The organism is Bifidobacterium sp. LH_416 (assembly GCF_056357055.1).
Window position 1 is genome coordinate 28,022 of the sequence record NZ_JBKEVJ010000004.1, and the last position, 21,725, is coordinate 49,746.

A 21,725-nucleotide genomic window follows, 5' to 3' on the forward strand; every position below is an offset into this window, starting at 1 on the left:
CGGACAAATTGCATCGGCCAACAGGCCGATCCCAATATGGGCTCCCTCTGATGAGGGAGCTGTCAGCGTAGCTGACTGAGGGAGAGAAGGACCGCAAGCGATAAGCTTGCGGAAAAATCTATCGGCCAAAGGCCGATCCCAATACAACTCTGCTTTGGGCCGAAATGCGCAGACCTCTGACGTGCCTCGCCCGTATTATGAAAAATCTGAGGAAGGGCTCGCACTATAGAGTCATGTAATGGGAGGGGTGCGCATGGCACATAACGTTATTATTATCGGCTCTGGTCCGGCTGGCTATACTGCAGCTATTTATCTGGGTCGTGCAGGATTGAATCCGCTGATGGTTACTGGTGCTCTGGCTCCGGGCGGACAGCTGGTCAACACCACTGAGGTCGAGAATTTCCCTGGATTCCCGGAAGGCATCTTGGGTCCTGATCTTATGGACAAGATGCGCGAGCAGGCTGAACGATTCGGTACTGAATTCATTGCTGATGATGTAACCGGCATTGAAACTGTTGAAGATTCTCCTGCACAGCCGCTGTATCGTCTGCATTTGTCTGATGGCGATGTGTTGGAAACTCGTGCGGTAATCATTACCACTGGCTCCAAGTTCCGTAAGCTGGGTGTTCCTGGCGAGCAGGAACTGTCTGGCCATGGTGTGTCGTATTGCGCCACCTGCGACGGTTTCTTCTTCCGCAATAAGCCTATTGTTGTGGTCGGTGGCGGCGATTCCGCATTCGAGGAGGCACTGTTCCTCACTCGTTTCGGTTCTTCGGTGACGTTGATTCACCGCCGCGACGAGTTCCGCGCCTCCCAAATCATGGTCGATCGCGCTAAGGAGAATCCGAAGCTCACGCTGCTGACCAATACTGTGGTCACGGAGATTCACGGTATGGAAAGCGCACCAGCAGCACCAACCGCTCCCGCCTTGAATTTGGGTGGTATTGGCTTGATGCCAAAGCCGCAGGTTAATGTGAGCAGCGTATCGCTGAAGAATACCGTTACCGGCGAGGAAGGCGAACTGGAGACCGCAGCTGTCTTTGTGGCTATCGGTCACACCCCAGCCACTGATTTTGCCGCTGACACGGTGAACCGTGACGAAGACGGGTACATTATCGTGGAAGGTGCTAGCACACGCACCAGCGCGCCTGGAATCTTCGCTGCAGGCGATTGTGTGGACCGTGTCTATCGTCAGGCCATCAGCGCAGCCGGCATGGGCTGCCGAGCTGCACTGGATGCGCAGGCATATCTGAGTAAATAAGCACCGACCCAGAGTTATGACACACACGTTGTGCATATAAATATTCACGAAAACCAGTAATGGGTTGGTCCTTACGATAAGGACCAACCCATTACTCTTCATTGCATTATCTTTCAGACAAGCGTGGCAAGCCACAAGAACACAGCAGCAAAGACGAAGAGAATCGCGAATGCTTTAAGTCCAACTTTCAGCCATTTGCCGAAGCTGATACCTGCCACAGATAGGCCTGCAAGCAGCACGCCACCAGTCGGATTGATGATATTCATCAGGCCATTGCCGAACTGGTTGCTAAGCACAATCACATCACGATTAATGTTGACCAAATCGGCAAGCGGACCCATAACTGGCATAGTCAGGGCAGCGGAGCCAGAAGAGGATGGCACAAACAGAGTGATAAATGCTTGAACAGCCAGCAGAATTGTGGTGAAGAGCGCTTTAGGCAAACCGCCAAGGAGTCCGGCTAAACCGTTGAGAATAGTGTCGATAATCATACCGTTCTGCAGGATGACCAGAATGCTATTAGCAAGGCCGATAATTACTGCAGCATATACGAAGTCTGCGCAACCGGAGACGAATGCATCGCAAATTTCATTGACACTAAAACGAGCAATGATGCCAGTAATAAGACCCATGGCCAGGAACAGCGCTCCGATTTCGGTCATATACCAGCCTTGGGAAACAATGCCATACACCATCACCGCCAGACCGAGGATAAACACAGTGATAATGGCTTTATCCTTGCCTGTGAAGCGTTCTTTACCGGAATCGTCAGCAAGGTTCTCAGCATTCTTGCCGAATAATTTGGCCTTCAATACTAAGTCGGAATCATACACAACCGAGGATTCGGGGTTCTTGCGCACCTTGAACGCGTACCGCATGGTGAAGGCAATGGCAATAATCGTGAATGCAGCCCAGTAAATCAAACGCAACCATAGCAGCGGATTACCGTGCACATCGCCAATACCTTGTGCAATCAGCACGTTAAACGGGTTGATTGTAGAGCCAATGTAGCCAACCTGGCTGGCAAGGAACAATGTGAGAATAGCCGTCATGGAATCGAATCCCATAGACAACATAAAGGTGATGAAGATGATGAACAGCGGAATCAGTTCTTCGCTCATGCCATAAGTAGATCCACCAAGGCTGACGAGAATCATCATCAGCGGGATAACCAAAATACCTTTAGATCCCAGGAAATCAGCCAACGCACGCAGGCCGCGATCAATGGCTCCGGTCTTCAGGATTATGCCAAACGCACCGCCCAGAATAAGTACGAAGGCGATTACCTCCACGGCCGCAATGATGCCGTTGCCTGGTGCTTCAAGCACTGCGCCCAATCCTTGACGGTAATCTGTACCATCTTCAGCTATTTTCGCAATCTGATGGTATGTGCCGGGAACTACAACAGTACGTTCACTACCATCTACCGTCACGGTTTTAGTGTCATACTGGCCGCTGGGAACAATCCAAGTCAGGACAGCACAGATGATAATCAGGAAGAACAGCAGTGTATAGCTGTGGGGGAATCCGATTTTCTTAATACGATCGATAAGTTTCATGGTTTGCCTCTTTGCAAAAAATGGAATGAATTACGCTGATTAGCGAGTAATTACGCCTGATATGCACAGTGCCCGTCGATAAAGGTTTCCAGCACTTTGGCTTCGTGCAATTCATCATCGCTGGCGCTGACAAGATCACGATCGAAGATCACGAATGTAGCGGTGGAACCGCGTCGGAGCACACGTCCTTCACCACTGCCAGGCAAAAATTCACCTGACGGTTTGCCGTTCAGCTCTTCAGAAGGCTTGCTACTGCCGCCTCTAGTCCACGAATGAAGCAATGCATTCTGACTCATCGCATATTCCGGGAACCAACGTTCTGATCCGTTATCGAATCGACGACGGCTCGCACGCAACAACGATTCAGGTACACTGGCCACGAATAGTGGGCAATCCGTACCACTGGTGATTACCACATGATTGTTGGTCAGATTGGTGTAATGGAAGAAAGCTTGACCATTTTCACCGGCGATAATGGTAGGCATGTACGCATCAGCCAAGGATGGATTTAAACCAAGGATCTGCGGATAGATTTCCGCTGTAATCCCCGCTTGGGCCATAACTTGAGCAGCGTGGTCAGTGACCATCTCCATATCGCTGATGGAATGACGTACTTGAGGATTCATGTGACGTGCAAGCAATTCAGCAGAACGCTCAATGGCTTTATCGCCTTCAGCGGTCAGACAACAAGAAATGCCGCGTTCGGCTAGATACGCTACCTCGGTTTCAATGGCGTCGTAATCAATACGCTCAGGTTCGGCACCATTCGCATATGTTCCACGAATATCGCCAGTACCGTCTGCAACAACACCATCAACCATTATTTTTACGCCACCGAATCTGGTACGCGGCCCGAATGAACGGTATCTGTACCGAGGAATCGTGGCAGTATCAAGACGATGCGCCACCGGTTCGATGGTCATGGTCACATCGAGTTGCTTGTCTCGAATCGGTAAGTGGACATCGCAATCATCGAACACAATGTCTTTGCAGGAAACGACACCACGGGAAAGCAGCAATTGCTCAAATTGTTGCCATGAGGAACGAACTAGTTCAATGTCATGGCACATTTCCCGAATCAGGCGCACACGTGTTTCAGCAGATAGTTGGTTCTCCGTGAAACCATATCGGGCCACGGCCGCACTATTCATCCAATAACGACTGCGAGCATCATCAATGGCAGTAATGGGCACCGTGGCAGACACCGCGTCCAAAAGCTCACGCCCTGGATCGGCTCCCCACGCCTCACGATTCCAACCATGTGCATATACAGGATGATGAGGGTTAGCCTCAATACTTGCTGCTATGACGTCTACTGCTTCATGAGCATTCGTCGACTGCGACAAATCAATGCCAGCGTTGGCCGCCATCCAACCGGAGAAAAATACATGATTATCATGCAGACCAGGCATGATCAAATGATTGTCATGCTGAATCAATCTCGTGTGTGAATCATCGATTGGACCATAATCCCATCCATGCTCCACACGGGCAATAAACGGGCCATGGAATTCAATGAATCCCTGAAATGGATCCGCTCCTGTCCCATCAAAGATATGGCGGGACCTAATGATTGTTTTCATGGGATTTCCTTTGAGGAAAAAACCGTGGAAGAAGCATACCTGCCGATTCATTCGCTTACTGCGCTATCGCATCACAACAAGGCATAGCTCACGCTAGGTTCCAAGCAATAAATCGAAAAACCGGCAGTTGAGTCCCCGATTAGAGGGTAAAGGTATACAACTCCCCTAGATAAAATTGGTGACCAACATGTACAGGCTGGTCATCCTGATCGCAAATCAGCGTTTTAATTTCGAAGAAAGGCGTACCAACAACCACATTCATGCGTTTGGCGAGCTCGGCATCAGCCAATGCCATGCTCAACGTTGTGGTTTTGGGATTAATAGGACGAATGCCATGCTCATCAGAGAGCAATCGGTATAGTGAACCACTTAAATCAGCGTGTTCAAGAAAAGCGAATCGATTAGCTGGAAAATAATTGTTTTCCAACATAATTGGAATATCATCGCCTTTACGCAACCGCTGCACGTACAGCACATCATCACCTGCAGCAAGATTAAGCTTATCGGCAAGATTGGCGTCAGCCGGAATAATTGTTCGTTCCAGCACTTCGCTCGATGCATGGTAGCCAGCGCGTTCCAGGCTTTCGGTGAAGCCCATCACATATTCAATCTTTCGATCGATAACGTGACGACGCACAAAAGTGCCCTTGCCTTGTTTCTTAATCAGATAGCCTTCGTCCACCAATTCCTTGATGGCCTTGCGAACAGTAATGCGCGATACGCCGTAACGATCGCCCAGTTCCGGTTCTGCAGGGATGCGTTCGCCTGATGCGTATTTACCGGAAGCAATGTCGGAAAGTAATGATGCTTTAAGCTGTGCGTACATAGGAATACGTGCGTCATCTTGCAGCATCATATTGCTCCTCTCCATCAAGCTTCCTTGTGGTTAATCGTATACCGAGTTTCGCCCAGTATGTTGCCGGCTAGCCGTCAGTTGATGGGGGTTCCAAAGCCGAACGATCCATCAAGCTGTACAGCCTGAGCAGCAAATTGCTGCCCAGCCAACAGACTTTCGTCAACGTTTTTCCCTTCGATAACGTGTGCGAGCAGGAATGCGGTAAGGAATGAATCGCCAGCAGCCATGGTATCTACTGCTTCTACTACATGTGGTTCGAGCTCATGGAACGATGCACCGTCATATACCACGGTAGATTGAGAACCACGTGTTGCCACCAGCAGCTCATTGGGCTTGCGATACAGACTGCGCAGAAGAACTTTAACCTGATTTACAGGCATGCCACTCAGTGAGAAGAAACCATACTGGACATATTGAAGAGCAGCATCAATAGTGCTGGTTTCAAACTCGTCGGAGAAATCATAAGAAATCGGAATGCCCATAGTTGAAATCTCAGGCAGCAAATGATCTGCATTGCCCCAAATACCCATGTGAATCAGAGAGAATTCACTGATATAGGATAAATCATCTGTATTCGCTTCGATGGGTTCAATACCAGCAATTCCGCCTTCATTGCTCCCAACGAATACGCGATCGCCATCTACAATGTTGACTTTTGCACAGCCATTTTCGCCATGTTTTGTTTGGCAATGGCTGCGATCAATGCCTAGAGCATCTATGCTGTGCTGCACATGTGTAGCATTAGCGTCATCACCAAATACGCCCATGAATGCGGCATCATATCCCAGTTTTTTGGCGAATGCGGCGAAGTTCAACGCATTGCCACCTGGGTACATAACGTTCAGATTGACGTACTGATCAACAACCTGATCGCCAAGGCCTAATACCTTACTGTTGCTCATCGGTACTCCCTTCTCAGTACTCGACTTTGCCCATGTATCGGCGAACATCAAGATCATGGTTGTGCACTACGGACAGAGCGTAACGGTACTTGCTCAGCACGCTGTAGAACAGAATCGGATTGAAGTATTCGCTGACTGCATCATCGATAAGATCGAGGCCAAGTTCCTTGGCATCAACAATCTCAACCTTCTTCGCATACTTATCGAGGAAAGTAAGGACACGATCATCAAGCTCACGGGTACGGCCAAGGCCTCGAGCCACGATGAATGGAGTATCTTCGTCGGTTACCTCGAATGGTCCATGGAAGAATTCACCTGAGTGAATCGGGGCTGCGTCCAACCACTGCATTTCCATAAGCGAGCAAATCGAGAAACCATAGGCATGGCCATACGATGCGCCAGATGCCAATACATAGAACATCGTTTCGTCCTTGTATTTGTCGGCAAATTCCTTAGTTCGTGGCTCAACTTGCTTTTCGGCATTAGCCACAACGGTATCAATAATTTCCATACCCTTACGGAAAGCTTCAACGTGTGCGTAGCCTTCAACCTTGTCGACCAAGTTGATGGTGAGGTCAAGCATGATGGCCATCGGATTGTTGTGAACGCGAGTTTCATCGCCCCACTCATACACGAATGAGTAATCCGACTCCTCAAGAAGCTTTGCCTCATTGTTATAGGTGAGGCCAACAGTCTGTGCGCCGTGCTGACGAGCCAGTGCTGCTGCAGCCACAGTTTCCGGGGTGTTGCCACTGTGCGAGCACAGAATGACTACCGACTTGGATCCCAAGCGCTTTGGCGTAGCATGCACGAACTCATTAGCCGTATACCAGCCGCTAGTGATACCTGCAGACTCAGTACGCACAAAGAAATCGGATACATACATGTCAACCAAAGAGCCGCCGCAGGCAACATAATAGATTTCACTGACCGTGCCGCCGTTGCGCTCGATAATTTGTTCAACAGTAGGAATGACGTCCATGAATAACCTCCTCGTTATTATTTATGACGTTTCATAACGTCATGTTTATTAATATAACGTTATATGACGTTTTATTCAAGGCGGCGTGTCTTTTGCACTGAAACATAACCAAATATTCTGTGCAGCCGTAACTCTTAAGAAATACAGTGCGTAGCTTGTAAAGCGCTCTTAACACAGAGCAATATGGCCCTTTACACGAAACCCTTATCTTCATAGACAAAGGTTCGCCTCTCAAAGCCCAGACCTTGAATCCGAGGTTCTTCTCCATCTGGAGCCGGATTCACGGGTGATGAGTATCGCAATAGACAATATTCATTGACTCAAGGGGCCATCATGTCCATATCGATAAGCACCGACGTACCTGCCGCACAATCACACGAATCCAACAAGAGTCATCAACAATTCAGTTTGGAAATCATCAAGCCGGAACAACGAACCGTTTCCAATTGGGATTCCTTTGCCACCTGGGTTGCAGCAAATGCGAACAATGGAACCTGGTATATAGGCGGAGTCATTGCAGTATGCGGCTTCGCTGGCGCATTATCTCGCCTAGCAATCTCCTCCATTCTTGCCTATATATTCCTTATGCTCATCGGATACATGGGCTACAAAGTGGGGGCAACCACTATGGGAACCGCCCGAGCCGCCTTCGGCATACGAGGCAGTTATGTGCCATCCATCGTCAACATGGTGCAATATATAGGTTGGACTGCTGTCAACACTTTTATCGCAGCTACTTCTGTTAGCTTCTTGCTCGCCGAACTCTTTGGATGGCCTGTATACGGCCAACCTGGAGGTCTGAAAGGACTCATCGTCGGCATTGTGGTTATGAGTCTGCTGCATATCATCAGCGTTTCGACAGGTGCTCGCTCCGTACAACTTATCGAACGAATCGGCATTGTTCTCGTTGCTTTCTTTGCCATTTGGGAAACTGTTGTCGTGTTCCAGCACGTTTCGTTCTCTCAAATTGTGCAATGGAAGCCTAACGCATCGCTCTCAGTTCCTTCAGGAAGCATCATTGATTCCTTAGCCGCATTCAACATGGGGTGGGTAACCTGTGCGGCTGATTTCACTCGATTCAGCAAGCGTAAGACTGGCTCCACTGCTATCCCATTCCTCGGTGCCCTGCTTGGTGTATTTTGGTTTGCTTTTGTAGGCCTCACTGCAACAATCAGTATCGCAGTAACCACCGGCGTCTACGATGCCAACAATTCCGACCCCAGCACCATTGCCAGCAAGCTTGGTCTTGGATCAATCGCCCTGATTGTAGTAATTCTCACCAGTATGACCGCCAATGCAGTCAATCTTATGGCCGCGGGCTCTTCATTGACCAATATCGTTACCCGACTTCGCTTAACCCCATCACTGTGGATCGTTACCATCGCAGCTACGCTAATGACGTTTATTCCAGTTGTTATGGGTAGCTTTTTGGATTCGTTTGAAGCATTCCTGGATTATATCGGCATGGCTTTAGGCCCAATTATCATCATTATGATTGTGGACTTCTACCTGCGTCACCATGGGCAGTATCAGGCAACGGATCTCACTCAGAAAAACGGGAAATTCTGGTATCGCAACGGTATCAATTGGATTGCTATTGTTTGCTGGGCTTTTGGTATCGCATTGTTCTTATTGCTGCAAAAGGTTGACCTATTTACTCAAACTACGGGCGTCACTTTTATCAACATGGCGGTAGTAGGTGTGCTGTATTGGCTTCTGATGCATCTGGTTCCTTCCGAATCACAAAACTGACCAATACCGCTCTCCTCCCCCTATGAATAACGATTCATTCTTCACACATTGCCACATAGATAAGAAGACTTCATATCATGCTCATTACATCAGTACATATCAATAACTCTGAGACTCTTCAGGATGTACGTATCACTGACGGTGTATTCACAGAAATCGGAACTTCTTTGATCGCGAATCCCGAAGAACAAGTAATACACGGAAACGGGAAACTTTTATTGCCCCCATTCGTTGATCCGCATATTCATCTTGATTCAACCCAAACCGCAGGGCAGGTGGAATGGAACGAATCTGGCACATTGTTCGATGGCATTCGCATTTGGGCTGAAAGGAAAAAGACGCTCACTGTTGAAGATGTGAAAGAACGCGCTAAAGCTACCATCCGTAAACAAGTACAACATGGCGTGCAACTCATACGAACTCATGCCGATGTGACCGATACTTCGTTCACTGCATTGCACGCATTACTTGAATTGCGAGATGAGTTACAAGATACGGTTGATATTCAGGTGGTCGCTTTCCCACAAGACGGCATTCTTTCATTCCCGCATGGAAAGGAACTTATGGAAGAAGCCGCCAAAGAAGGCGTAGATGTTATTGGAGGAATTCCTCATTTTGAATTCACTCGTCAATATGGCGTTGAATCTGTTCACTTCATCTTTGACCTTGCGCAAAAATACGACAGACTCATCGATGCGCATTGCGACGAAATCGATGATTCTGCATCACGCAATCTTGAAGTGATGGCAACCTTGGCTTTGGAAACAGGTATGGCTGATCGGGTGACGGCAAGCCATACTACAGCCATGGGCTCGTATAACGATGCTTATGCTTATAAACTCATGCGACTGCTTCATCTTTCGGGCATCAATATCATCAGCAATCCTTTGGTGAATGTCCATTTAGGAGGACGATTTGACTCCTATCCCAAGCGCCGAGCTGTGACCAGAATCCGTCAATTGGTTGAAAACAATGTCAATGTGGCACTGGGTGAGGACGCAGTCCGAGACCCTTGGAACCCATTAGGTAATGGCAATATGCTCGACGTGGATATGATGGCGGTCTATATCGAACATATGATGGGGTACTCTGAAATTCAGAATTCCTTCAAGCTCATTACAGAAAACGGTGCCAAGGCTATGCATATGACTGACCAATACGGCATCGAAATAGGCAAGCCCGGTAATTGTATACTGCTGGACGCTCCTGATTTTTATCAGGCATTGAATACGCACGCTACTGTGTTGTATAACATCAGGAAAGGCAAGGTACTGTGCAGCAATACACCTCAGCACACTTCATTTGATTCACCACTGCTGCTGTAATAGAAGTAACAACGCATAAGTATTGCCGGCTTCTCTCAGTGAGAGACGCCGGCAATACTTATTGTGAATTCATCAGACCCACTTGGAAGTGGAATCGCTGCTGTCGGACTGGCCGGGCACCAAAAGCTTCAGAATACGATCCATGTCTTCGGGCGAGGAGAAGACGATTTCGATACGGCCATGCTTTTGCGTGCCCTTGATGGACACCTTAGTATCGAAATGATTCTCCAAGCTTTGCTGCACAGCGGAACCAACCCACGGATTAGTCTTCGACTTCTTGGGCTTCTTTGGCTGCTCCCCCGACGCAATCTTCATTGCCACGATCTCTTCCGTGCTGCGCACGGAAAGACCTTCGGAAATAATACGGGAAGCCAGCTTGTCCATTTCCTCCGGATCGGTCAAGCCCAGCAAAGCACGCGCGTGACCGGAAGACAGTACGCCGGCAGCAACCTTCTTCTGTACAGCAGCAGGAAGATTCAGCAGTCGCAGCATATTCGCGATTTGCGGGCGAGACTTGGACACAGACTTCGAAAGCTGAGCCTGAGTCAGTCCGAACTCATCGATCATCTGCTGATATGCTGCGGCCTCTTCCAGAGGATTCAATGCCACACGATGCAAGTTTTCGAGCAAAGCATCACGGAGCATGTCATCGTCAGCAGTGGTTTTCACAATGGCTGGAATAGTTTCCAAACCAGCCAACTGCGATGCACGCCAACGGCGCTCACCCATAATCAGCTCATATGGGCTGTCTAAATGACCAGCGAACGGATTTTGAGAAGCTTCCTGATCCTGCTGCTGTTTCTTTGCCTCAGCAATCTGATCAGCCGGACGTTTGCGAACAACAATCGGCTGCAGGATGCCAACTTCCTTAATGGAAGCAGACAGCTCGTTCAGCTCGTCTTCATCAAAGATGGTTCGCGGCTGATGTGCATTCGGACCAATATCCGAAAGCTTCAGCTCAGCGAGATAACCACCTTCTACAGGCTTGAGCTCCACCTTCTCTTCTTCAGCACTCTTAGCCTGGGAAGCCTTGGCATCTTTTGATGTTTCACGTGAAACATTCTTTGCTGCAGAAGATTTCACATCATCGACTGCCAAACGAGGTTGGGCTGGAGTGTCCGAGCCAAAGAACAAATCGCTGGGATGAGCAATATCATCCAGCGCTGGCATAGCTGCACGCTTAGCCATATTCTTCTTCACATTAGAGGAAGCCTTACCTGGATTCGCTACAGACGTCGCTGCAGATGCCAGCACCTTAGTGGCTGACTTAGTTTCAGCAACCTTCTTCGCGTTCTCAGGAGAAGCTGCCTTATGCTCTACGGTTTCCTCCCCTGGCAGATCAGGAAATAGTGCGCCGAGGCCCTTGCCCAGTCGTGATTTCGATGCCATTATTTCCTCCTCGCATCCAGAGCGTCAAGTACATTCTGAGAACGCCCAGCGATTTCCAGTGCCGCTTCACCATATGCGATTGCACCCAATCCTCGCGGATCATATGAGATAACCGACTGCGAGAAACTCGGAGCTTCAGAAATCTTGACCGAGCGAGGAATTGTGGTGTCCAGAACAATATTGGGGTAATGTCCCTTGACTTCGTTGAACACTTCCCTACTGAGCAGCGTACGTCGATCAAACATCGTGACCAGCATAGTGGATACCAGCAGCACCGGGTTGAAATGATCCTGCACCAAGCCGATGGTATTAATCAGCTGTCCCAAACCTTCAAGTGCATAGTATTCAGCCTGAATCGGAATCAGCATTTCTGTTACGGCGCACATCGCATTAATTACCAGCAGGCCAAGGCTCGGCGGGCAGTCAATAAACACGTAGTCATAATGCTTTTCCGATTGACGCAGGTACTGCTCAAGTGCATCCTTCAGCAACGTATTACGATTCGGAAGATCTGCAACCTCAAGTTCAGCACCGCTCAAATCGATGGAGGCTGGCACAACATCTAGGGTTGGGAAATCAGGACAGACACTAATCACATCTTCGATTGGCGCACGACCCTCGAGCACGTCATATGTGGAGGGATCGCCAGACGCGTGAGGCACACCCAAAGCCGTGGATGCATTACCCTGCGGATCCATATCGATGACCAAAACTTGAGCGCCAAACTGAGCCATCGCTGCAGCAAGATTCACAGTAGACGTGGTCTTACCAACGCCACCTTTCTGATTGGCGACGGCAATAAGTCGAGTACGCTTTGGCTTCGTAAATACTGCTTGCTGAAGAGCTTCATACCGAGAATTCTCATCGGCCATCTGGCTTCCCAGACCAGAGCCTTGCCCTCCAAAAATACGATGAAGGGTTTCGGAAGCTGATTCAATCGCTTCCTCTTGATGATCCTTCATGGTCATCGCTCCTCCTTGCACTGATGTATGTTCCAAGTGTTCCTACTCGCATGGACAGGTCCAGCACTTATCCACTTTTTCAGCACCCAATGTGGATAACTGTGGATAAGTTGATATCAACTGGACTGATTCTGCGGTTTTATCTGGCTGTAAATCTTTGATTTTTCAACGATTTTGGGTTTATCCACGGTTTTGCGCTATCAATGTGGATAACTTAACGCACATGTGCAAAATGTGGATAAGTGGACCGTTGAGCTACGCATTGCGGTTACCATTTATCGACGATTACAACATGCGTGGGCTCGAGTTCAGGACCTACCGGAGCTTCCACAACTCGAGCGTTGCGACCCCCATAGCGAGAAATTTGATCTTTAGCCTTCTCAAGCTCAAGCTGAGCAGAGCGTCCCTTCAGAGCAATCAATTGACCGGAAGCCTTCAGCAATGGCAACGTCCAGCCGGAAAGTTTTGTCATCGGAGCAACAGCACGGCAGGTCACCACAGCAAACGGATGAATCTTGTGTTTGCGAACTTGTGCAATAACTTCATCCGAGCGGCTACGAACCAGCGTGACATTAGTCAGCCCCATTACATCGACGCATTCAGTCAGCCAATCAATACGACGTTCCATTGGTTCAATCAACGTGAACTGATGGTCAGGCAAGCATGCTGCAGCAACCAATCCAGGGAAGCCTCCCCCACTGCCCACATCAGCAACGGTTTTAAAACGTTGACCAGCAGTGGACTGTTTCACGTATGGCACGATGGCTGCGGAATTCAAAATGTGACGTTCCCAAATAATATCCACATCGCGCGGTCCAATAAGACCTCGAGGTTCGCCCTCCTCCTCAAGTTTCTTATGGAACAATTCGAGCTGTGGCAGCGCATCACCAAGAACCTCAGATAGAACTGAAGCTCCTTCCAAGGCGTCTGTCATAATCACTCCTCTTCTGTGTTTCACGTGAAACATCACACATGGAATGAGGCGCCGCACGCTACGACGCCTCGCTCTCAAGAATTCATCTGTAACCGAAACGCAAAGACAGGAACATTGTCTTTGCTAGTTCAGTTGCAGATGAAATCACTCTTGATCAAAATCCTCAGTGTCTTCAGACTCTTCGCTCTTGTTGCGCAGATACACCGTCACATAACGATGAGGCTCTTCACCGTGAGAGCGAGACTTCAGACCTTCTTCGCGAACCACGTCATGAACGACCTTACGCTCGAAGGAATTCATCGGCTTCAAATCATACGGTTCACCGGATTCCTTTACGGCATCAACTGCATCAAGAGCGACGTCGCGCAGATGCTGACGCTTGCGCTTCAGGAAGCCATCAACATCAACAATCAGATGAGAACGTTCGCCGGTCTTCTGCTGAACGGCAAGACGAGTCAACTGCTGCAGTGCGTCAACCACTTCACCATTGCGGCCAATCAGATGCTTGATGTCGGTATCATCATCAGCGACGATCTGAATGGTCGGGCGGTTGTTACGAATTCCCATTTCAATATCGCCTTCATAATCAGCGATATCGAGCAAGCCCTCGAGATAATCGGCAGCGATGTCAGCTTCCTCATTGAGCTGATCAATCGACTTCTCGTCATCCTGTGCCATGCGGTACTCCTTCTAACAGGTTCTGAGTTTTAAGTCTAGGCCTTGTTTCTAGAAACAAGGGCCGAAGTGTCGAATGTGCTCCATGTTTCACGTGAAACATGGAGCACATTCAATCCACGAATTTGATTACTTGCGCTTGCGCTTACGCTGCGGCTGGACTCGCTGGTAGCCCTTGCTGTCCTTATGCTCGGCAGCTTCCTTGGCCTTCTGCAGCTCCTCTTCTTCCAAGGACGGCAGACCAGCCTTTTCTCGGCGAGCATTCTCGCGGCGATGATCGCGCTTCTCCTTATCCTCGGCGGCCGGAGAACCCGGAGTTGGGAAGTACGTGACCTGCCAGACGGTACGAATCAAGTTGCACACGTTGTTGGTCAGCCAGTAGACCAGCACGGCGAACGGCATAGTGACACCGGAGAAGATGTACATGATCGGGAAGATCCACAGCATCATCTTCTGCATGGATTCGGCCTGCTTGTTCATGGAGGCCGCAGCCATATTGCGCTTCATGCTGAAGTACTGCACAAACCACAGACAGAAGCACATCAACGCCACGAAGATGCCGATCACGATCTTGCCGGCGAATGCAGCGGAATTGAAGTTATCGGTAACGCTGACAATGCCAAAGACATCAGTTTCAACGAACTGCTTGGCAGTCGCCACATCGAATGCGCCCAGCGGATCTTTGCGCACACCATTGGCGATGTACGGAATGGCGGACAGCGTGTAGAACATGGCCATGAACACAGGGCCCTGAATCAGCATCGGCAAGCAGGAGCCGGCCGGGTTGGCATCGTTGTCCTGATACAGCTTCATCATTTCGCGGCTCTGGGCTTCCTTGGAAGCCTGATCCGTCTTGCCTTTGTACTTGTTCTGGATACGCTGCATCTTAGGAGCCAATGCCTGCATCTTACGCATCGACTTAATCTGCTTGTAGAACAGCGGGAAGATAAGCGCCTGAACCACCAGCACCAGGAAGATAATGGCAAGAACCCAGGAAACACCGATTTCATTCATGCCTAGCATCACGAAGAAATCATGCACCAGCTTCAGAATCCAGGTCTGAAGCCACTCGATCGGAGTCAGCAGCTTATAGAAGAATCCCCAGAATCCGCTATCGAGAAAGAATTGGTTTGGATTAGTCATCGATGGGCCTCTCCTTGGATATTGGCCAATGGTGTGAGTCGCGGCTCCTCATGAGCCTTTGACCACGAAAATCTATAAAAAATTGAATATTGCTGCGGCACGTCGTCGATTCCCCCACGACTCCACGGCCGGCAACGAAGCAACCTTAATACGGCAAGCACTCCACCTTTGAAAGCACCATACCGTTCAAGGGCTTCAATGGCGTAATTCGAGCATGACGGATAATACTTACAACAAGGCGGTGTATTCGCAGAAATGTTGCGCTGGTACCAACGCACACCGCGAATCATCACCGCCTTGATGGAAGTTGACATGTCACTTCGCCTTATGTGCCACTGCAGCAAAGCATCGTGCAATCTGTTCGTCCAACGATTCGAACGAAGCAGTTGCCGCGCTCGGCTTAGCGCGCAATACGATGTCGCAATGTTCCGGGAGTTGGTGCTCGTGCATCCTGGCCAGGACTCGGAACCTACGCTTTACCGTATTACGGGTAACCGCTTTGCCTACTGATTTGGAAACGGCTAAACCCAGGCGACGATGATTCGCCTGGTCGTCATGCTGTTCGTCGAGCACCAGATAATGCACGACGATATCTCTGCCACCAACTTTGCGCCGACGCTTCAGTACCGACACAAAATCACGATGGCTTTTCAGCCGCTCCACTTTTCGACTATGCCGCTGTGGTAATGATCGCTAGGATCAGGCGGACAGGCTCTTGCGGCCCTTGGCGCGACGGCGGTTGATCACCGCGCGGCCGGAACGGGTGCGCATACGCAGGCGGAAGCCGTGCTTCATGTGACGACGACGGTTGTTCGGCTGGAACGTCCTCTTCATATCAATGCTCCTAGGTCTATTTGGCAACGCTTCGCGCTGCCCTCACGTGAGTCAAGCTATACCAACCTACTCTCAACCCTGGTCACAAGTCAAAATAAGGCACGAGTTTTCACATTTCGACACAACATCCACAACACGCCGAACACCCCATAAGTGGCGTAATATCAACAGTTTCAGCTCCAAAGTTATCCACAAATTACATGTTTGTTATTCACATTCCAGCATTTCCAACACGCAACACGGTGGATAACTTCCGTGGATAGGAGTAAACATTACCTATTGTATCCATGTACGTACGAGCAAGAAGAGGGGTCTTTATGGCTGGTTCATCTGCCGACCCCGCGGTCGAGGCAGCCCGCATCTGGTCGGATGCACTCACCATGCTCAAGCACAGCAACTCGCTGACCCCACGAGAAAAGGGTTGGCTTGAGGGCGTGGTTCCCGAAGGTGTATTCGGCTCGACCATTGTGTTGTGCGTGGATTCCAACGATACGTTGCAGGCCATTCAAGGCAATCTCAATGAGCAATTGCTGCGCACGCTGCAAACCGTAACCGGCATCACCATGTTCCCGGCATTCAAGGTTGCACCGCAGCCCATTAAGCCGTCGCCTGCTCCAGCTCAACCGAAAGAAACTCCGTATTCGCGCGAAACCGCGCCTACGGTTGCCGAATTCGGTCGCGATCCATATGGCATCAAGCAGCCGGAATCTGCGCCGAAGCCTGAGCCGAAGTATTCGCCGGCCCCCGCTTCCGAACCGCAGTACCCGGGCAGTGGCCAAAAGATGAATCTCGACCCGGAGACTCATCTCAATAAGAACTTTACTTTTGATTCCTTTGTGCCTGGCGATTCCAATCGTTTCGCCCGTACCGTCGCATTGGCAGTGGCTGAAGGATCAGGTCAAGATTTTAACCCGTTATGTATTTACGGTGGATCCGGTTTGGGCAAAACGCATTTGCTCAATGCTATTGGCAATTACGCCTTGGTGAAGGATCCGAGTCTCAAGGTTCGTTATGTCACTTCCGAGGAATTCACGAACGAATTCATCGATGCGTTGCAGAATCCGAACCAGAGTCAGGGCCAGATCGCCGCATTTAACCGTCGTTATCGTCAGGTTGACGTGTTGCTCATTGACGATATTCAGTTCTTGGGCGGCAAGGAAGCAACGTTGGATCAGTTCTTCCACACGTTCAACTCCTTGCATCAGGCGAATAAGCGCATCGTGATTGCATCTGATGTGGCGCCGAAAAATCTTAAAGGCTTTGAGGCACGACTGATTTCCCGCTTTGAATCCGGCCTGACCGTAGACGTCAAGCCGCCGGATTTGGAAACGCGTATCGCCATTTTGAGGATGATTGCCTCAATGAACGGCTCGAAGATTCCAAGCGACGTGCTTGATCTTATTGCCGAACGCTTTACGGAGAACATCCGAGAGCTGGAAGGTGCGCTGACGCGCGTTACTGCAGTGGCTTCATTGAGCAATCAGCCGGTGACTCGCGCGCTGGCTGAGCAAACATTGCAGGATTTCTTCACTACTGATGTGGAAATCAAGCCCACGGACATTATTGGTCAGGTGGCCAAGTACTTCCATTTGACGTTTGATGACTTGGTTGGCCGTTCGCGTACTAAAAATGTGGCACTGGCTCGCCAGATTGCCATGTATTTGGCTCGCGAAATGACCAGTATGAGCCTGTTGGATATCGGCGAAGTGTTTGGTGGCCGTGATCACACCACGGTTATGCACGCATACACCCGCGTCAGCGATGAAATGCAGCAAAAGCAGGAGATCTATAACTACGTTATGGAACTCACCGTGCGTTTGAAGCAAAACAACGCCGACTGACACAATCCGTTTGACAGACCATTTTTGGCACTTTGCCACGTCTGAAATCCAAAACACGCATTTTTCGTCTCCTGAACGCGTTGTAACGGACGCAGCAATAAGCTACTATCCTTGCAGGCATCAACTCACTCCCCCACTCCATACTTGCCGCCACTCTGCCGCACGCAAGACCCTTCCGTACCTGAATACAGCCCTATTCAGGAGAATCCGTCTGACAAACCGTTTTCGGCACTTTTCCGGAAGCTCTCGGAAAAACCCGCAAAAACGGTCTCCAGAATCGATTCTCCTCGATGAAAAACAGGTTCAACACGCCGTGTAAACAACGAAAAAGCATCAAAGTTATCCACATAGTTATTCACAAATGTGGGTAAAGTCTGCGGATAACTCGTGGATTACCCACTGTTTTTCGGTGGAAAACTCGTGTATAAATGCTATTTCGCAGTGGAAAACAAAAATCGGACGCGAAGACGGTGGATAACTCGGGCATTTATCCACCGGATATACAGAAGTTATCCACATTCGGTGCATAGCTCGCACGCGTTGCGGGAGAATACTTTTCCCCACTTATCCACACTATCCACCGTGCTTATTATGTCGATTACTTACTTGGTACTTAAGAAAGCATCACCAGCGTAACAATCGGCCGAGCACCAAACGAATCAACTTCGCTGCCTAACAGCTAGAATGTTCTTCAGCAAATTACGACGAAGGGAAACCCACACATGAAAGTCGAAATCGATACCGCAGCCTTGGCCGACGCCGTAGCCTGGACGTCTCGCGTCATCGACGCTCGACCCTCCAACCCGATTCTCGCAGGCGTTCGTCTGGAAGCCATCGATGGCACCCTCCAGTTTTCCGCCTTCAACTATGAGATTTCCGCTCGCCACCACATCGAGGCTGGCGTTGACGAAGCTGGCTCGGTACTGGTTCTTGGCAAGCTATTAGCCGATATCACCAAGTCACTTCGCTCTGAAAAAACCTATCTGAGCACCACCGACTCGACGCTGACCATCACTGCCGGTAAGTCAACGTTCACGCTGCAGCTTATGCCAGACACTGAGTACCCAGATTTGCCTACAGTGCCACCGGCTCTGGGTCAGGTGGATGCACCGACGTTTGTACAGGCGGTCACTCAGGCATCTGTTGCCGTCTCCCGCGAGGAAAATCGCCCGGTTTTGACTGGTGTTCGCATGCAATTCCAGGGCGACAAGGTTGTTATGACCTCCACCGATCGCTTCCGTTTGGCTCGCGCCACCTTCACATGGACACCGCAGAACCCGGATGTGGACACCACCACTCTGGTTCGCGGCTCTTTACTCAAGGATGTGGCTCGTTCTCTGGATGAGCATCAGAACATCCGCCTTGACTTCGATGCTGATAACCCAACGCTGCTGGGCTTCGAAAACGCCGGTCGTGTCTCCACTTCTCAGCTCATCGACGGTGAATTCCCTGCAGTCGATCGACTCTTTGCCGATGAATATCCGATTCAGGCCGTGGTGAACAAGCAGGATTTGCTTGATGCCATTAGCCGTGTGGCTTTGGTGGCCGAGCGCAATGCTCCAATTCGCATGTCGTTCACTGGCCAGGAAGTGGCGCTGTCCGCTGGTTCCGCTGATGAAGCTCAGGCCAACGAAACCCTGGACATCGATATGGATGGCGATGACATCACGGTGGCCTTCAACCCCTCGTACCTGAAGGAAGGTCTTTCCGCCATCGCCGAACCGTTCGTGCGCATTAAGATGACCACCCCGGTGAAGCCCGTTGAATTCAATGGCCAGCAGGAAGCTGATTCCGACGAATCCATGGATTATCGTTACCTGCTTGTGCCGATGCGCTTTAACAGCTGAGCCGCTGAACGACCACATTTCAAGAAGAAATCGTTCAACATCTGATGTACGTTTCACGTCTTGCACTCGACCACTACCGCTCCTGGAGCCAGGTAGTGGTCGATTTCGTACCGGGCGTAAATCTCATAGTGGGGAAAAATGGGCTGGGTAAAACCAACTTGGTAGAGGCTGTTGAAATCCTCTCCACAGGAGCCAGCCACCGTACCTCCAGCACTCTGCCGCTGATTGAACGAGGCCAATCCACGGCTACTATTCGTGCCAACGTTGTTGGAGCTGAATTCGCGAACGCCACTGAGCAAGTCACTACCTACGAGGCATCCATCCATGCGCGCGGTGCCAATCGTGCCCGCATCAATTCAGGATCCTCGATGTATTTGCGCGATATCGTGGGCCAGATTCCTTCCGTGGCATTCACTCCCGAAGACCAGCGTCTTGTCTCAGGCGATCCAGCTGCCCGCAGAACATTGCTGAACCAAGCTGGAGCCCTGCTAGAGCGCGGCTACGCTGAATCCTTGCAACAGTTCACCCGCATCGCCAAACAGCGCGCCACGCTGCTAAAACAGCTCAATGCAAGCTCAAATACCGGTCAGCCGATAGACGCAGTCCTGAGCGGCCTTGAAATCTGGACAGGGCAGTTTATCGAGGCCGGCATCACGCTCACTCGTATGCGCAAACGCATTATTGACATGCTTGCTGAGCCATTTGCTGCCATCTATCAGGAGCTTGCCGGCGAAACCGAGCAGGTGTCGCTGAGATACGTGCCATCATTCGATGAAGTCCTGTTGTATGACGAGCCTCATCAAGCCATAAGCGAGCATTTCCAGCGCATCTATCCAGGCGAGGTGGCGCGCGGCGTCAACCTTATCGGCCCGCAGCGCGATGATCTGAGCTTGGAATTATTTGACATTCCTGCCAAGGAATTCGCGTCGAACGGTGAAATGTGGACCATGGCACTGGCGTTGAAAATGGCGTTATTCCAAGTCATACGAGAACAATTAGGGTCCCGGCCGATTGTGATTCTCGATGATGTGTTCGCTCAGCTGGATGATAGTCGCAGGGCGCAAATCCTTGATTTTGCGGCTCAGCAGGAACAAGTACTGATTACGGTGGCAGCTGAGGGCGATGTGCCGCAAGCCGCACGTACCATGCTTGGCAGCACGCCGCATGTGATTGATGTGGCCAAGCTCAGAGATGCGTTCAAAGATCCGTTTGCAGAACTTGCACAGCAGGTGCGCTCATGATTCCGCCAGTGGCTTTCCGGCTGCATCTTGACCAGACCAAGCTGCCGGCCGAAGTGTTCGACCGTCTTTCACGTCGTGGTGCATTCCTGAAAGACCCGCGTACGCAGCGCAAGCGTCGCGAAGAGGCCATCGAGAACTTTGGCAAGCCGGGGCGTGATCCAGCTGAACTGGGCAATGTGATGTCCACTATCGCCGGCAATGGCATCTGGAGCACCAATCTGAAGTTGGCACAGCTGCGCAATCATTGGGATCAAGTAGTAGGAGCTGGTATCGCAGCGCACAGTGCAGTGGCAGACTTTAGCGATGGAGTGCTGATCATTCGGGCTGAATCCACGGTTTGGGCAACGCAGCTGACCTATCTGATTCCACAGCTGACCGACACTATTCGTGGCAATCTCAAAGGATTGACCATCAATGAAATTCGCGTCACCGGACCGGCCATAGGGTACTCGCGCAAATGGGCGCGACGGAAGTAGGAAAGCAATAAAAGCCTCGCTATGGCGCTCGTCGGGCTGGACGAGTAAAATCACATGCAGTATGGTCAAAAGGCTAGAAGAGCCCTTTACGGGCGTCTTAAGCCATATCGCCCCTGCAAAAGACGAAATTTGCAAGGCTGACCTGGTAGTTACGGAAGGAAGC

At 50.3% G+C, this 21,725-nt stretch carries 21 protein-coding genes; 8 read left to right on the forward strand and 13 right to left on the reverse strand.

The window, feature by feature from the left end; translation table 11 throughout:
• The first annotated feature begins 253 nt into the window (after nt 1-253).
• The gene (locus tag AC1AY0_RS08425; RefSeq protein WP_476526201.1) at nt 254-1,261 is read left to right on the forward strand and encodes an NAD(P)/FAD-dependent oxidoreductase; all 1,008 of its coding nucleotides are present in this window, start codon (nt 254-256) and stop codon (nt 1,259-1,261) included.
• Nucleotides 1,262-1,374: 113 nt separating this feature from the next.
• On the opposite strand, the gene AC1AY0_RS08430 is transcribed toward AC1AY0_RS08425, so the two are convergent.
• Nucleotides 1,375-2,820, reverse strand: coding sequence for a YfcC family protein (locus AC1AY0_RS08430; protein WP_476526203.1), 1,446 nt, complete (start codon nt 2,818-2,820; stop codon nt 1,375-1,377).
• 50 nt (nt 2,821-2,870) lie between these two features.
• The gene (locus AC1AY0_RS08435) at nt 2,871-4,232 is read right to left on the reverse strand and encodes an amidohydrolase family protein (protein WP_476526205.1); all 1,362 of its coding nucleotides are present in this window, start codon (nt 4,230-4,232) and stop codon (nt 2,871-2,873) included.
• A gap of 93 nt (nt 4,233-4,325) precedes the next feature.
• Here AC1AY0_RS08435 and AC1AY0_RS08440 point away from each other — a divergent pair, with 93 nt between their 5' ends.
• The gene (locus tag AC1AY0_RS08440) at nt 4,326-4,490 is read left to right on the forward strand and encodes a hypothetical protein (protein WP_476526207.1); all 165 of its coding nucleotides are present in this window, start codon (nt 4,326-4,328) and stop codon (nt 4,488-4,490) included.
• A gap of 52 nt (nt 4,491-4,542) precedes the next feature.
• Here the strand turns inward: AC1AY0_RS08440 and AC1AY0_RS08445 are convergent, their stop codons facing one another.
• Genes AC1AY0_RS08445 through AC1AY0_RS08455 form a run of 3 tightly spaced genes read right to left on the reverse strand, consistent with a single transcriptional unit; the run spans nt 4,543 to nt 7,143 of the window.
• Nucleotides 4,543-5,274, reverse strand: a complete 732-nt coding sequence (locus AC1AY0_RS08445; protein WP_476526208.1) for a GntR family transcriptional regulator — start codon at nt 5,272-5,274, stop codon at nt 4,543-4,545.
• 59 nt (nt 5,275-5,333) lie between these two features.
• Nucleotides 5,334-6,161 (reverse strand): PfkB family carbohydrate kinase, encoded by an 828-nt coding sequence (locus AC1AY0_RS08450; RefSeq protein WP_476526209.1) that lies wholly within the window; start codon nt 6,159-6,161, stop codon nt 5,334-5,336.
• Nucleotides 6,162-6,174: 13 nt separating this feature from the next.
• The gene (locus AC1AY0_RS08455; protein ID WP_476526210.1) at nt 6,175-7,143 is read right to left on the reverse strand and encodes an SIS domain-containing protein; all 969 of its coding nucleotides are present in this window, start codon (nt 7,141-7,143) and stop codon (nt 6,175-6,177) included.
• A 408-nt stretch (nt 7,144-7,551) separates the two neighbouring features.
• Between AC1AY0_RS08455 and AC1AY0_RS08460 the strand changes: the two genes are divergently transcribed.
• Together AC1AY0_RS08460 and codA are read left to right on the forward strand one after the other, a co-directional pair.
• A complete protein-coding gene (locus tag AC1AY0_RS08460) occupies nt 7,552-8,895 on the forward strand; it encodes a cytosine permease (protein WP_476526211.1) in 1,344 nt (447 codons plus the stop codon).
• 77 nt (nt 8,896-8,972) lie between these two features.
• The gene (codA, locus tag AC1AY0_RS08465; protein ID WP_476526212.1) at nt 8,973-10,220 is read left to right on the forward strand and encodes a cytosine deaminase; all 1,248 of its coding nucleotides are present in this window, start codon (nt 8,973-8,975) and stop codon (nt 10,218-10,220) included.
• 72 nt (nt 10,221-10,292) lie between these two features.
• Here codA and AC1AY0_RS08470 read toward each other — a convergent pair whose 3' ends face one another.
• The 8 genes from AC1AY0_RS08470 to rpmH form a co-directional block, all read right to left on the reverse strand.
• Nucleotides 10,293-11,609 (reverse strand): ParB/RepB/Spo0J family partition protein, encoded by a 1,317-nt coding sequence (locus AC1AY0_RS08470; RefSeq protein WP_476526214.1) that lies wholly within the window; start codon nt 11,607-11,609, stop codon nt 10,293-10,295.
• Nucleotides 11,609-12,577: a ParA family protein gene (locus AC1AY0_RS08475; protein ID WP_476503413.1), complete on the reverse strand. Its 969-nt coding sequence runs from the start codon at nt 12,575-12,577 to the stop codon at nt 11,609-11,611. The genes AC1AY0_RS08470 and AC1AY0_RS08475 overlap by 1 nt, the downstream gene beginning before the upstream one ends.
• Before the next feature lie 262 nt (nt 12,578-12,839).
• Entirely contained in the window at nt 12,840-13,505 is a 666-nt protein-coding gene (rsmG, locus tag AC1AY0_RS08480) for a 16S rRNA (guanine(527)-N(7))-methyltransferase RsmG (protein WP_476503497.1), read from the reverse strand.
• A 144-nt stretch (nt 13,506-13,649) separates the two neighbouring features.
• On the reverse strand, nt 13,650-14,183 hold the full coding sequence (locus AC1AY0_RS08485; protein WP_476503414.1) for a Jag family protein: 534 nt from the start codon (nt 14,181-14,183) through the stop codon (nt 13,650-13,652).
• Between the two features lie 126 nt (nt 14,184-14,309).
• Entirely contained in the window at nt 14,310-15,323 is a 1,014-nt protein-coding gene (gene yidC / locus AC1AY0_RS08490) for a membrane protein insertase YidC (protein WP_476524801.1), read from the reverse strand.
• Entirely contained in the window at nt 15,320-15,637 is a 318-nt protein-coding gene (yidD, locus tag AC1AY0_RS08495) for a membrane protein insertion efficiency factor YidD (RefSeq protein WP_476524800.1), read from the reverse strand. Before yidD ends, yidC begins: the two co-directional genes overlap by 4 nt.
• A 1-nt stretch (nt 15,638) precedes the next feature.
• Complete coding sequence (gene rnpA, locus AC1AY0_RS08500) at nt 15,639-15,986, reverse strand: ribonuclease P protein component (protein ID WP_476524799.1); 348 nt, start codon at nt 15,984-15,986, stop codon at nt 15,639-15,641.
• Nucleotides 15,987-16,022: 36 nt separating this feature from the next.
• Nucleotides 16,023-16,157: a 50S ribosomal protein L34 gene (gene rpmH / locus AC1AY0_RS08505; protein ID WP_007054596.1), complete on the reverse strand. Its 135-nt coding sequence runs from the start codon at nt 16,155-16,157 to the stop codon at nt 16,023-16,025.
• 317 nt (nt 16,158-16,474) lie between these two features.
• On the opposite strand from rpmH, the gene dnaA reads away from it, so the two are divergent.
• The 4 genes from dnaA (at nt 16,475) to AC1AY0_RS08525 (ending at nt 21,562) form a co-directional block, all read left to right on the forward strand.
• Nucleotides 16,475-17,998, forward strand: a complete 1,524-nt coding sequence (gene dnaA, locus AC1AY0_RS08510) for a chromosomal replication initiator protein DnaA (protein ID WP_476524798.1) — start codon at nt 16,475-16,477, stop codon at nt 17,996-17,998.
• 722 nt (nt 17,999-18,720) lie between these two features.
• Entirely contained in the window at nt 18,721-19,845 is a 1,125-nt protein-coding gene (gene dnaN / locus AC1AY0_RS08515; protein ID WP_476524797.1) for a DNA polymerase III subunit beta, read from the forward strand.
• Nucleotides 19,846-19,889: 44 nt separating this feature from the next.
• The gene (gene recF / locus AC1AY0_RS08520) at nt 19,890-21,086 is read left to right on the forward strand and encodes a DNA replication/repair protein RecF (protein ID WP_476524796.1); all 1,197 of its coding nucleotides are present in this window, start codon (nt 19,890-19,892) and stop codon (nt 21,084-21,086) included.
• Nucleotides 21,083-21,562 (forward strand): DciA family protein, encoded by a 480-nt coding sequence (locus AC1AY0_RS08525; protein WP_476524795.1) that lies wholly within the window; start codon nt 21,083-21,085, stop codon nt 21,560-21,562. Before recF ends, AC1AY0_RS08525 begins: the two co-directional genes overlap by 4 nt.
• The last annotated feature ends 163 nt before the right edge of the window (nt 21,563-21,725 follow it).